8 protein-coding genes and 1 pseudogene are annotated in these 13,173 nt (G+C 66.4%); 7 read left to right on the forward strand and 2 right to left on the reverse strand.

Translation table 11 applies throughout. The annotated features are described in order from the left end of the window. Positions 1–41 precede the first annotated feature (41 nt). Positions 42–266, reverse strand: a complete 225-nt coding sequence (locus LWC34_RS30015) for a hypothetical protein (protein ID WP_233728435.1) — start codon at positions 264–266, stop codon at positions 42–44. Between the two features lie 513 nt (positions 267–779). On the opposite strand from LWC34_RS30015, the gene LWC34_RS30020 reads away from it, so the two are divergent. Continuing rightward, positions 780–1,151: a hypothetical protein gene (locus LWC34_RS30020; RefSeq protein ID WP_233728436.1), complete on the forward strand. Its 372-nt coding sequence runs from the start codon at positions 780–782 to the stop codon at positions 1,149–1,151. A 202-nt stretch (positions 1,152–1,353) separates the two neighbouring features. On the opposite strand, the gene LWC34_RS30025 is transcribed toward LWC34_RS30020, so the two are convergent. Next, complete coding sequence (locus LWC34_RS30025) at positions 1,354–1,923, reverse strand: Uma2 family endonuclease (protein ID WP_233728437.1); 570 nt, start codon at positions 1,921–1,923, stop codon at positions 1,354–1,356. 511 nt (positions 1,924–2,434) lie between these two features. Between LWC34_RS30025 and LWC34_RS30030 the strand changes: the two genes are divergently transcribed. The 6 genes and pseudogenes from LWC34_RS30030 to LWC34_RS30055 all read left to right on the forward strand — a co-directional run bounded on the left by LWC34_RS30030 (position 2,435) and on the right by LWC34_RS30055 (position 13,144). Further along, complete coding sequence (locus LWC34_RS30030; RefSeq protein WP_233728438.1) at positions 2,435–3,967, forward strand: TIGR02677 family protein; 1,533 nt, start codon at positions 2,435–2,437, stop codon at positions 3,965–3,967. After that, on the forward strand, positions 3,964–5,148 hold the full coding sequence (locus LWC34_RS30035) for a TIGR02678 family protein (RefSeq protein WP_233728439.1): 1,185 nt from the start codon (positions 3,964–3,966) through the stop codon (positions 5,146–5,148). Before LWC34_RS30030 ends, LWC34_RS30035 begins: the two co-directional genes overlap by 4 nt. Then, positions 5,145–9,173: a TIGR02680 family protein gene (locus LWC34_RS30040; RefSeq protein WP_233728440.1), complete on the forward strand. Its 4,029-nt coding sequence runs from the start codon at positions 5,145–5,147 to the stop codon at positions 9,171–9,173. Before LWC34_RS30035 ends, LWC34_RS30040 begins: the two co-directional genes overlap by 4 nt. After that, positions 9,173–10,402: a TIGR02679 family protein gene (locus LWC34_RS30045; protein WP_233728441.1), complete on the forward strand. Its 1,230-nt coding sequence runs from the start codon at positions 9,173–9,175 to the stop codon at positions 10,400–10,402. The genes LWC34_RS30040 and LWC34_RS30045 overlap by 1 nt, the downstream gene beginning before the upstream one ends. Before the next feature lie 50 nt (positions 10,403–10,452). Beyond that, positions 10,453–10,758, forward strand: a pseudogene (locus LWC34_RS30050) (SDR family oxidoreductase); the annotation flags it as partial. Positions 10,759–11,068: 310 nt separating this feature from the next. Then, complete coding sequence (locus LWC34_RS30055) at positions 11,069–13,144, forward strand: NB-ARC domain-containing protein (RefSeq protein ID WP_233728442.1); 2,076 nt, start codon at positions 11,069–11,071, stop codon at positions 13,142–13,144. Positions 13,145–13,173 lie beyond the last annotated feature (29 nt).

Below are 13,173 nucleotides of genomic sequence, written 5' to 3' on the forward strand. Positions count from 1 at the left end.
GTGCCGTGGTTCCCGGCACTCGAGGAATACAGCCAAAGCCTCTACCCCCAGCCCCTCGCATCCCACGCCGCCCGACCGCACGCGTCCGGTCTGCCAGGCACCGGCCGCAGCAGCGGTGCCTCGATCGCGAACATCTCGCCGAGCGTGCGCGGCCGCGCCCCGATGCGACGATCGTCATCAGCGAGGTCCCAGGCCTCAACCTGGGCGTTGAGCTCGGCCAGCGAGTCGACCTCCCTCGGACTACGACAATGCTGCGCTGGAAACATGGTGTAGACGGAAGCCATTCGCCTCAGCCGACGATTGGTTCTTCTCGATCGCCGCTGCCGAACTGCCGTCGACAGCGGCTCGATTCACCTCACGTACAGCCCGAGTCAACGCCCTGGAGCTGGCAGCCCCAATCCGCAGATGCTTGTGCACCGTCTCCGCCGATACCGGTCGGCCCGCTCGGGCCCAGTGTTGCTCGTTGAGCCACATCGCCTCCGCTAGCCGTTCGCCATCCAGTCCACTCTTAGCCGGCCCCTCCACACTCCGATCCACCGGGCCGCATTGCAGACCCAGCATTCAGACCGTCTACACAAGACGCCTTGCGCTGCAGATGAGTCGGGCGGTCCGCCACTCCTCATCTCACGTCAGATATGCCAGCGAGTAAACAATCCGAAGAGGACATCGCACCCAACCGCCCGCAGATCTGCGCAGTACCCGCCGCGGGCCGGCCGTCGTGCTCCAGCGACGTTCCAAAAGGAGGCGCTGCTGGTCGAGTACAGCGCTATCTGGACAGCGTGCGGGGACTGGCTCCGGGGACGGTCACGCACTATCTGCGGTGCGCGCGGGTGTTCTTGGAGTGGCTGCCCGGATCCCACGGTTCGTTGTCCGGGTTGTCCGCGGGGCGGGTCACCGGCTTTGTCATGCAGTGGGTGCGGGGCAGGGAAGGCATGCCGCCGGACATGGTGATGCTGCCAGCGTTGCTGCGTTTCCTGCACGTGGCTGGGCACGTTCCCGCCCTGCTCGCGCGGTCCCGACCGGACGCGGCCATCTTGGACGATGGAGAGTGCCTGGGGACGCCTGCGGTGACGGCGTGTGTGCCGCGCTGGCGTCGTGTGATCGTGGTAGCGCTGTCGGCCGTCGCGACTACGCGATCGTGCTGTCGTTGACGCGCCTAGGTCTGCGCGGCGGCGAGGTGGCGCGGCTCATGCTCGGCGACGTCGGCTGGCGGACCGGAGAGGTGACCATCCGCGGTAGGGCGGCCGGGTGGATATGCTGCTGCTCGGTGATGTCGGCGAAGCGTGGGCGACTCGGTGGCCTCGGTGCACATCGTGCAGAGGTTCACTACATAGGAGATCTGCAGCTGAGCATTTATGTCCGCTGTGCTGTTAGCGCTGTGACGTCGAGGGTGACGCTGATGTCGGGTGTGATGCGGGTGGTGATGGTCGCGGTGGTGTCCGCGGTGGCGGTCAGGGCATATACGCCGTTGTCGAGTTCGTAGCAGTAGATGACCGGTGGGGCGCCAGGGGCGAGCTCGATACGCCAGTAGATGGGGATGCTGGCGGCGGCGTAAGCGGCGGGTTTCTCCAAGCGGTCCGTCTTGGCGGTGGAAGGGGAGACCACTTCAGCCACGAGCGTCACACTGGTGGAGTTAATGGTGATGGCATCGTCGTCGACGGGGGTGCAGACGACGATGTCGGGGATGTAGCCGAGTTGGCCGACGCGGACGCCGACGGCGGTGAGTGCTTCCAAGCCGTGGGGAGCGACGGCGTCGTCGAGCAGGCGACAGAGGCGGTCAGCGACGCGTTGGTGGCGGGGAGCGGGTGCGGCGTTCACGACCAGTCGCCCGTGGACGAGTTCAATGCGGTGTCCTTCGACGGGTTCGAGGGCTTCCCAGTCTGCGAGGGTGTAGCCGTCGAGGCGCCCTGCTGCGCTGCTCATGGCCCTGTCTCCCTCCCTGGTGCGGCGCGGCCGGTGTCATATCCAGTGTCGCATGGAGCGCCGCGGTCAGCACCGCCTCGCTACCCTCAGCAACCACCAGTCGGCTGAGTGCGGAGCGGTGAGATCACCGTACTGGATACCGCGGCGGCGTGTCCCTGGAAGGACCGTTCGAGGTCCTACTGTCCGTCGGCGGCGAGATCGATCTCAGCACGCGCCGCAACTCGAAGCCCAGTCGGATAAGGCACGTCATTGACCGGTTAAGGTCAAATGGCGAAGACACGTCACGCTGTGGAGCCGATGACGCCTTCTGAAACGGGTGACGCTCGCTGATGCTCGACGACCACAGCTCGGTACCCACAGCCGCGCAGATCCATGCCTGGGCTGTCGCTGTCCTCGTTCGCCGCCGAGCGGACCTGGCCGGATGTGACGCTGGCCAGAGGTTGACGTCGGTTGGGGCGTGAGTTCGGCGGGTCTGCGCAGAGCTGTCCGAGGGTCGCGTAATAATTGGACGGTGGTGGCCGAACAGAGCACGGAGCCGCAGCCGTTCGCGCACTTGAGCGCGAAGAACGCGGCGCTCTATCGGGATGTGCTGTTGGCATTCGCGCGGGCGAGGGATCGCTTCATCGTGCATATGCGGCCAGAGGACATCGCGGGGGAACTGTCCCGGCCGGGCGATATTGAGGGGATCGCGGCGGCGCTGGAACAGCTGGTCGAATGGGGGAATCTGCGGGCGGATCCGGACACGAGCCGGGTGACCAGCGTTGCGGACTTTCATCGGGCTCGCTACCTGTATCAGCTCACCGCGGCGGGGCAGGCGGCTGAGGAAGCGCTTGCGGTTTACGACGAGGCGTTGGGTCGCCGGGGTTCCTTGCAGTCGGTGGCCTTGGAGGACATCGCCGGGCAGTTGCGGGCGCTGGCGGAGATGACCACTGCCGACGATCTCGATCCTGCCAAGGTGCATCTTCTTCTGCTCGCGCTTGCCGAGCGGTTCACGGGGCTGGCGGACAACGCGCAGGCGTTCATGGCGTCGCTGCGGCGGGTCATCGATTTCGCCGATGGTGATGTGGACGCGTTCATCGCTTACAAACAACAGTTGATCGACTACGTCAACAAGTTCATCGCGGATCTTGCCAACCGGGGCGCGGAAATCGCCGCTCTCCTCGGCCGGATCGCCGATGTCGAGCGGCTGCTGAAAGTCGCTGCCAGGCGTGAGGCGGCTGATGCCGCGCCGGACGCTCGTGAGAATGCCATAGAGGCATGCCTGGACGCGTGGCGCAACCGGTGGCGCGGGCTGCACGACTGGTTCGTGTCGGCCGATTCCCGGCATCTGTCGCAGGCGCGGTTGCTGCGTGGCGCCGCCGTTACGGCGATCACTCAACTGATCGATACGGTAGCCGTGCTCAACGAGCGTCGCTCTGGACGGTCCGATCGTTCGGCTGATTTCCGTGCGCTGGCAAGGTGGTTCGCGGAGGCACCGGACGACGCAGCGGCGCATCGGTTGTGGCGGGCGGCTTTTGGGCTCAACTCGGCCAGGCATCTCACTGTCACCCAGGAAACCGTTGCGGCATGGGAAGAAGAGCAGCCGGGTATGCCGTGGCGGCTCGCTTCCGGAGTGCGGATCAGCCCGCAGTTACGCAGGACCGGTGCGTACGAGCGACGCGGCCAGCCGAATCGGGTAGTCGACAGGGCCGCACAACGGCAGATCCTCGCCGAGCAAGCCGCGCAGGAGTCCGAGCAGGCGGCCGAGGCGCGTTTGCGTCTCGCGACACCAGGGCCGATCCCATTGTCCCAGATCGGAAGGCTCGACACCTGGGCGTTCCGGCTCTTCCTCGGCCTGCTCGGCGATGCGCTGTCGGCCCGGTTGCCGGGCGACTCCGAGGTACGGACGACCACCAGCGACGGCACGATGGAGGTTCGGATGAGCGTCGTCCGTGGTGGCGGCACAGTGCGAATCGAGACCGAGGACGGGGTGCTTCGCGGCCCGGAACACCTGATCGAGATCGTCGATCTCACGGCACGAGAGCGGGCAGAGGCGATCGCATGACCATGCTCGCCGACGACATCATCGTCCAACAGCGAAAGGCTATGCGGGTGTTGCTGGCCAAGCCGTTGTTGACTGCGGGGGCGGATGACGAGGTCTTGCGGCTGGTTCGGCGGCACGCATCGGACCTACGGACCTGGCTGGCGACCGAGACCGGTTGGCGTCTCGTCGTCAGCGCGGAATCCGCGCGGCTCTTCAAGACCACTCCGACCTTGGCCGACGATACCCATCCGGCCAGCGACGGCAAGGGCAAGCCGCCGTTCGGGCGTCGCAGGTATGTGTTGCTGTGCCTGGCATTGGCTGTGCTGGAGCGCGCCGACGCGCAGATCACGCTCGGCCGTCTCGCCGAAGGTGTGCTGGCTGCCGCAGGTGAGCCGGAACTCGTGAACGCCGGTGTGTCGTTCACGCTCAGCAGGCGCGACGAGCGCTCGGATCTGGTCGCCGCGGTGCGTCTGCTGCTCACATGGGGTGTGCTGGAACGAGTCGCCGGTGACGAGGACGCATACCTGAGCGACAGCGGCGACGTGCTGTACGACGTGCAGCGGCGGGTGCTGGCCGCGATCCTGACCGGAAACCGTGGCCCGTCGACCGTCGCTGCGGACGATTTCGAAGGCAGGCTCGAAGAACTCACGCATGAAGCGGTGGCGGACACCGACGATCTGCGTAACCGTTCACTGCGCCATCGGCTCACCCGTCGGCTGCTCGACGAGCCCGTGGTCTACTACGACGAACTGACCGACGACGAGCGCGGATACCTTGTGGGTCAACGACATGCGATCACGCGGCGGATCGAGGACGCCACCGGTCTGGTCACCGAGATGCGTGCCGAGGGCATCGCAATGGTCGACCCGGACGACGAGTTGACCGACGTACGAATGCCGGAGCAGCGCACCGACGGCCACGTCACCCTGCTGATCGCTGAATACCTTGCGACGCAGAACGGGCCTGTGCCGCTTGAGAAGTTGCGCGCGCATGTGCGGAAGATGGCTCAGGAGCACAAGTCCTACTGGCGGCGCGGCGTCACCGAACCAGGGGCCGACGTGGAACTGCTGGCCATCGCGCTGAACAAGCTGCGAGCACTGCGACTTGTCGAAGACTCGGCATCCGAAATGGTGGTCGCCCGCCCGGCGATCGGCCGGTACAGGATGCAAGCACCGACGATCCGCGAAAGGGCGAAGAGGTGATCCCGCACCGGAATCGCTGGCAGCCGCTGCGCGCGGGCCTGGTCGACCTCTTCTACTACGATATCGAGGAGTTCCACTTTCACGACGGCCGGTTGTTGCTGCGCGGCAACAACGGGACGGGCAAGTCCAAAGTGCTCGCTCTCACCTTGCCGTTCCTGCTCGACGGCGAACTGTCGGCACATCGCGTCGAACCGGACGGCGACCGCAACAAGCGGATGGAGTGGAACCTGCTGCTGGGCGGGAAGCATCCGCACAACGAGCGCCTCGGCTACACGTGGCTGGAGTTCGGCCGTGTCCTGCCCGACGGCGGTACGGAATACCGCACGATCGGCTGCGGTCTGAAAGCCGTTGCCGGACGCGGAATCGCACGGCACTGGTTCTTCGTCACCAGTCAACGGATCGGCCACGAGCTGTCGCTGGTCGGCCCGACCAGGGTGGCGCTGAGCAGAGAGAAGCTCAAGGATTCCCTTGACGGGCATGGAATGGTGTACGACACGGCGTCGGAGTACCGGCGCGCGGTGGACGAGGCGCTGTTCGGGCTCGGGACGCATCGCTACGAGGCACTCGTCAACCTGCTGATCCAGCTACGGCAGCCGCAACTGTCCAAGAAACCGGACGAGAAGCTGCTTTCCCGCGCGCTCACCGAGGCGCTCCCGCCGCTCGATCCGGCGCTGATCACGACTGTGGCTGAGGCGTTTCGCGGTCTGGACGAGGAACGCGAAGCATTGCGCGGCCTCGCTGACGCGAAGTCGGCTGCGGAAGCGTTCCTCACGCACTATCGGCGCTATGCGCATATCGCGGCCAAACGCCGCGCGGCACCACCCCGGCAGACGCACAGCCGTTACGAACAGCTGGGGCGTGACCTGGGCGAGGCTGATGCCGCGTATGAGACGGCGACACAAGCGCTCGACCAGGCACAACGACTGCTGGACGAGCTGGCTGAGGCGAAAGCCCAACTGGAGGCGCGGCGGGCCGCGCTGCAGGACAGCCCCGAGATGCGAGACGCGGAGGCGCTGAAGCAAGCCGGTGCGGATGCCGAAAGGTTGGACAAGTTCGCGAAATCCCGGGAGCGCGACTATGTCTCGGTTGTGGAAACCACGCGGCGCAGGGAAGAGCAGGCGACGCGAGCGCGCCACGCGGCCGGTACCGACGAAGAAGTCTTCGAGCGAGCCAAAAACGTCGCACAGGATGCCGCTGAGGCCGCGCGCGTCGCCGACGGTCACGCCGCCGTCATCGCGGATGCCGACGAACGGGCCGGTGCCGCGCTCGTCACACGGCAGACCAAAGCGGTCGACGGCCTGCAGCAGCTGCTCAGCGCGGCAGCGCGGGCCGAAGCAACCCTGCGTTCAGCGCGCGAGGACGTCGACCGGATCACCGCTGAGCAGCAGGCCGCCGACGAACGGATCGCAATCGCCGACGGGGTGACGGCCGGGCGTGGCACTGAGCTTGTGGCTGCCTACACCGCCTATCTGGTAAGTGCGACCACGTTCCGTGTGTCTGATGTAGACGATATGCTCGCGGCATTGGACGCGTGGGTGGAGACGCTCGACGGCCCCAACCCCGCGGCATCGGTGGTGGATGACGCGGTCATGCGTGCGACAGAAGAACTCGGGCGCAGGCAGGCCGCGATCGAAGCCGAGCAAGGCTCGGTCCATGCCGAGCGGGAAGCCGTCGTCGACGAGATCGAACGACTGGAAGCGGGCGGGCACGACGCGCCGCCGAAGCCTTACACGCGCGACGAAGGAGCACGGGATGGCCGCCCTGGTGCTCCACTGTGGAAGGTCGTCGATTTCGTCGCGGGAATGAGCGACGAACACCGCGCCGGTCTGGAAGCGGCGTTGGAGGCTGCGGGAATCCTGGATGCCTGGGTCACCCCGGACGGCGAACTGCAAAGCACAGTCACCGGTGACGTCATGATCGTGCCTGGTGACGCCGCGCCGGCAGGCGGCTTGACCGCCGTGCTCGCTCCGGCTGTGGACCGGGCTGACCCGCTGGCCGCCGTGCTCACCGACGACGCGGTCACCTCGGTATTGCGAGCGATCGGTCTGGGACCAGGCGCGCGGACGTGGGTCGCGGTCGACGGCAGGTTCGCTGTCGACGTGCTGACCGGGGCCTGGCACAAGGAATCTGCCGGTTACATCGGTGAGGGTGCCCGGGAGGCGGCACGCCGGGCCCGGATCCAGCGACTGCGCGAAGACTTGACGCTGTTGGATCGTCGTCTTGCCGAACTTGCCGTCGCCGCAGTCGAATTGAGCGCCAATCGGGACGCTCTTGCCGCCGAGCACCAGAAACAGCCGAAGGACAACGAACTGCGCGAGGCGCATGTCAAGCTCGCGGCCGAGCACGAGGCGAAGCGGCGCGTTGACGCACGGCTGAACGAAGCCGTTGTCACACTTGGCCAACGGGCCGAGGAGGCCGACAGAGCTCGCGCCGCGGCCACCGAGTTCGCCGGTGATGTCGGTCTGCCGGTCGACCCGGATGAGCTCGCCGTTGTCCGGGCCGCGATCGGCGACTACCGAGTGGCGCTTGCCGCATTGTGGCCCGCAGCAAGGGCATTGGACCGCGCGCGGACGAGTCTGGCTGAGGCGGAACAAGAGTTGCTGACCGCGGTGGAGCACCGCGAGCAGACAAGCGAGGCGGCGACCAGCGCCCGCGCCGAAGCTGAGGTCGCGGCCGAACGGCACCGGGTTCTGGTCGAGACAGCTGGTGCGGGCGTCGAGGAGCTGTATCGGAAGTTGGACGCCGTAGCCAACGAACTGACCGAGCGAGACAAGCGGGAGCACGAGGCACGGGCCGCGGAGCGGACAGCACTTGTGATGCGCGGCGAGGCTGACGGCAGTCGCATGCGGCTGCGCGAGTCGATTTCGATCGCTGCAGCCGAGCGCGATCGAGCCATTGCCCAACTACGCGCCTTTGCTCAGACCGGTCTGCTCACGACCGCCCTTCCTGACCTGGATTTCCCTGATCCCACAACGGAATGGTCGCCGAACCCGGCAGTGGCGCTCGCGCGTTCGATCAATGCGGCGCTGGACGACGTCGATGACACGGACCGACGATGGGAGCTGATCCAGCAGCGCGTCTCGACCGAACACAAGCTGCTCACGGACGCGCTGTCCACGCACGGTCATTCGGTCGGCATGACGGTACGAGACGGAGTCATCGTCGTCGATGTGCTGTTCCAAGGGCGTTCGCAGGACATCCCCACGCTGGTTTCCGCGCTGGCGAAGGAAACCGAGCAACGGGCAACGCTTCTGTCCGCCAAAGAGCGCGAGATCCTGGAAAACCACCTCATCAACGAGGTAGCTGGCACGCTGCAGGAGCTGATCAGCAACGCCGAGGACCAGGTCCGCGCGATCAACTCCGATCTGGAGGAACGACCGACGTCAACCGGCATGCGCCTGAGACTGCAGTGGCGCACCTCCCGTACCGCGCCCGATGGGCTCGGCCAGGTGCGGGATCGGCTGCTGCGGCAGACCGCGGACGCGTGGAGCGTGGCCGACCGCGCGACCGTCGGCGCGTTCCTGCAAGAGCAGATCAACCGCGAGCATGCCGAGGATCTGGCGGGCGGCTGGGTGGAGCAGCTGACCCGTGCGCTGGACTACCGGTCCTGGCACGAGTTCGCGATCCAGCGCTACCAGGACGGCCAGTGGCGGCCGGCCACAGGTCCGGCATCCGGTGGCGAGCGGGTGCTGGCCGCGTCCGTACCGCTGTTCGCCGCGGCCTCGTCGTTTTACTCGTCGTCGGCCAATCCGTACACGCCACGGCTGGTCGCACTCGACGAGGCGTTCGCCGGTGTCGACGACGACTCACGCGCGAAGTGTCTCGGTCTGCTGGCCGCGTTCGACCTTGACGTCGTGATGACCAGCGAACGCGAATGGGGGTGCTACCCGCAGGTGCCAGGGCTGGCGATCGCTCAGCTCGCGCGCCGGGACGGGATCGATGCGGTGCTGGTGACCCCGTGGCGGTGGGATGGACGCGAACGCAGGCAGGTGGAACGCACAGTCCCGTACATCCCAGTTGCGTAATGGCTGATCTTGACCGCCTCCGCAGGCTGCTCAGCGGCGAGGACACCGCGTGGCTGCTCGATCGCATGCGCCGCCGGCTCGCGAACGGCAAGCCGCTGAGTGGCGTTGTCACTCTCACTTCGGTTACCCAAGACCAGCGGCGGGCCGTCGAACGGTTACTTGGCAGGCGAGCCGGCACCGGTACATCGCTGACCGTGTCGCTCGACGAACTGGATACCGTGTTGCGCCGCAGCGGTGCCGCGCCGGACGGACTCGTTGATGCTGTGCGGCTGCTGATCGGTGCCGTGCCGGAGCGCGCGGTGGAGGTCGCGGCATGGTCGGCGGTCTACGTGCCGCTGGACGAACTGGTTGCGCGACGTCCGGTGCTGGGCGTGTGGCGGACGTGGCTCGATGCCACCGGCATGGTGCGCAAGCTCGCACCCGACCCCGAAACGGCGTCGACGCTGATCATGTCAGTGGTGCAGGTCCTCGCTAAACTGCCCTCGGACGGCGTCGGACTCGGCAGGCTTGCCGCCCAGACCACCGGGGACGCGCACGGCCTGGACGATGGGCGGCCACTGACGACTCTTGTGCTGTCCGCGGCCAGAGTTCTCGCCGGATCGCCACCGACCGGCGACGGCTCGGCTGCCGAGCGACGCGCCGCGTGGGCGGCGGTCGGCGTGCACCGCGACGAGTTGTCGTCGTCCGTTCTGTGCCTCGGCCTTCCGGGTGGCACTGGGACTGTGACGGGCAGGATGCTGAGCCTGGCTCGTGAAGGTGGCGAGCCGTGTGTGCTGACGTTGCGCCAGTTGGGCCAGATCGATCTCGAAGTCGGCCGCGGCTTGGTCTGGGTATGTGAGAACCCGAGCGTGCTCGCGGCGGCAGCCGATGAGCTCGGCCCGGAATGTCCGCCGATGGTGTGCGTGAACGGTCAACCCTCAGCAGCGGTGTGGCGGCTGCTGGACCTGCTTGCGGCGGACGGTGCCCAGTTGATGTATCACGGTGACTTCGACTGGGGCGGGCTGCGGATCGGCAACGCTTTGCGTGAGCGGATCCCTTGGCAGCCATGGCGTTTCGACGCGGCCGCATACCAGGCGGCAGACGTGACCGGCGGTGAGCTGACCGGAAGGCCGGTGGATGCCACATGGGACCGTGACCTCCGCCCAGCGTTGGAACGGCGCGGCGTGCGCGTTGAGGAGGAACTGGTGCTCCCTGCTCTGATCAATGACCTACGCACAAACGTCTCGTAGCCGACCATGGCCGCAGCGCGGACGATGGCCCCGGACTCATTCGCGCTGGTGTGGACGGTGGCAAAGGACCGACCGACACAGGTTCGATTCCCTCCGACCGGCTCACCCTGCTCGCCAAAGAGGCTCCCGGCGAGATCCTGACGCTGGACCTCCACGTCACGGACGAGACCTCCGTCCGTGACGCGGTCGCCGCCACGGTCGAACGGTTCGGCGGTCTCGACGTCCTCGCCAACAGCGCCGGGGTGATGCTGAACGGGCCCATCGCGGGCGCCGACACCTCGCAATGGCGCAGGACGGTGGACACGAACCTCCTCGGCGCGATGTACCTCACCCACGCCGCCCTGCCGCGCCGGCACCTGGCCGACTCGATGCGCACACTTCAGGCAGAGGACATCGCGGCCGCCGTCGTCTACGCGAGCGCAACCGATCATCACCGTCGGGCGAACATCGACAACCATGTCAGGACTCTCATCCCGGAGACGCACGTCGACCAGGCACAGCCCAAGCGGCCCGATTCTCGCTCCGCGACTGTCGGCGCCCAAGGCACCCTCGGCCCAAGGAGCCAGGGGCCTGGGTTAGCTAGCTGTTGTCGGACAGTGACGGCTTGCGATGTCGCTGCGCTAGGCTGGCGATCATCGTGTCGGCTCGCTCGGGTGGGGTGGGGTGGTGAGTCTGTCGTTTGGTCCGATACGTGCGCGCCGGTTCGTGGGCCGGGTGGATGTCCGCAGCGGTATTCGCACTGCAGTCATTCGCAGCCGCAGTGGTGGGCAGGCGAGCCCGATCTTCGTGCACGGTATTCAGGGACTTGGCGCATCGGCGCTGGCTTTTCGGGTCCACGAGGACGATCCGGACTTCTTCGGCCAGCTCATCTGGGTGTCCGCGCGGCATGCCGACGGCGAGCCGATGCCTATTGGGGAAATGGTGCGGTTCATCTTGCGGCGGCTTGGTGTCGCTGCCGCTGATCAGGAATCATCGCTGCCCGACTTGTTGGAGGAGTACCAACGGGTTGCGAGGACCCAACGGTTCATGGTCGTCCTCGACGACGTGACGGACACGCAACCGGTGGAGTTGCTCGTGCCGTCGAACGCGCCCGAGGTGGTGGTCTTGGTGACCACGCGAGTGCGAATGCAATCGTTGCTCCGATCCGACTTCGAGGAGATTCGACTGGAGCGGCTTCTGGCTGCCGAGTCGGAGGAGTTGTTTCGCGACAAGCTGGGCGGCACCGCCGACAAGATTGATACCGCAGTTGTGGCGGAGTTGGCCTCCTTCGGAGGTGGTATCCCGCTCGTGCTCGTGCTGATGGCGGGACACGTCGTGGGGCGTCCGCACGTGGCTGACCGGCTGGTGACTGACCTGCGGAGTTCGCTGAGTTACCTGTTCCGCCTTGACGAGGAGCAACGGATGCCCAAGTGGTTGGACCTTGCGGTCGCCCGCCTGTCTCCCGAGCTGTCGGCCCGCTATCCGATCTTGTCGCTGATCCCCGGATCAGACTTCAGCATTGAAACGGCTGCCGTGGCGCTGGGCGTCGACGTCGACGAGGCGGGTCGGATGCTGGACGACCTAGTCGAGATCAACCTATTGGTCCGCAACTCCGATGCTCCCCAGAGGTTGCGATACGCGTTCTACTCGATCGTGCGCGCGGATGCCGAGGCCCGCGTCAAACGGGGCACGGGGATCGACACGGCAGAGGTGGTTCTTCGGGTTTGTACCGCCTTTCTGGAGCAGACAGCATTGAATGACCTGGCGTTGTCCGGCCGGTGGCGGGTGGGGCCCGTGTTCGTCTGGTTGCGAAACCTGGTCACCGAGATCGGAGTGTCCGTCGGCCGGGAAGAGGCGTTGGCCTGGTTTGAGCGGGAATGGTTGAACGTGGCGGCCTGTGTGCGCGCGGCAAAGCTGGCAGGGCTGCACGAGGAAGCGACGCAGCTTTGTGTGGCGCTGTTCAAGTATGTCCACCTGAACAAGTTGGTGGATGTGTGGATCAACGTGCACAACGACGGTCTGGACTCCGCTCGGACGTTGAGCGACCAGTTGGCCATCATGCAGCTCAGCAATCAGCGCGGCGCCGGCCACCTGGAGGTGGGGAATTATCAGGCAGCTCGCCGGGACTTCGAGGAGTCGTTGCAGGCCGCGCGGGCAGCACAACTGCAACTGGGGCCGCGTGATCCGCTCTTTCCGATGGCCGTGATCGGCGAGCAGAGCGCCCTGGAATGGCTGGGTAAGGTCACCGCTGCCGAACGCGACCCTGTCGCGTTGGACTATTACGACCAGTCCTGGGCGGTGCTGGAGCGTCCCGATGACCAGGTCGATCCGGATCAGAAGAAACGGGCGTTCGCGACGCTTCGGCTGCAACGCGCACGGTTCTTCGTGGTGTTTGAGGACTGGTCCCGCGCCGTCTCGGAGATCGAGCCTGCTTTTGCGTACTTCGATGGGACCGCGGAGCTGGACAACCAGGCCAAGTGTCTGGTCACCTGGGGCCAGGCGCACATCGGCGGCGGACAGGCCGCGAAGGCGCTGGTGCGCTTTGAGCGCGCTGCGGACCTCCTTGGCAGGAACTCTGCCGGGCGCGAGTACGCGTTGGTCATGGAGATGGTCGGCGACGCGGCACTGGCAGCCGAGGACATCCACCGTGCCACCGACGCGTTCCGTACCTCGCTCGACATCCTCGACAAGATCGGTTCACCGCAGGCCGACCGGATCCGTACGAAACTTGCACCGCTGCTCAACGCCGATCACAACGACTAGGTGCGCGGATTCCAGCTACGCAGGCGACT

Source organism: Kibdelosporangium philippinense, assembly GCF_021390435.2.
In the GTDB taxonomy this organism is placed as follows: domain Bacteria; phylum Actinomycetota; class Actinomycetes; order Mycobacteriales; family Pseudonocardiaceae; genus Kibdelosporangium; species Kibdelosporangium philippinense.

Bases quoted from the DNA above. Each gene is read 5' to 3' on its own strand.
- LWC34_RS30015 (WP_233728435.1), bottom strand. From the start codon at position 266: ATGTTTCCAGCGCAGCATTGTCGTAGTCCGAGGGAGGTCGACTCGCTG.
- LWC34_RS30025 (WP_233728437.1), bottom strand. From the start codon at position 1,923: ATGAGCAGCGCAGCAGGGCGCCTCGACGGCTACACCCTCGCAGACTGG.
- LWC34_RS30035 (WP_233728439.1), top strand. From the start codon at position 3,964: ATGACCATGCTCGCCGACGACATCATCGTCCAACAGCGAAAGGCTATG.
- LWC34_RS30045 (WP_233728441.1), top strand. From the start codon at position 9,173: ATGGCTGATCTTGACCGCCTCCGCAGGCTGCTCAGCGGCGAGGACACC.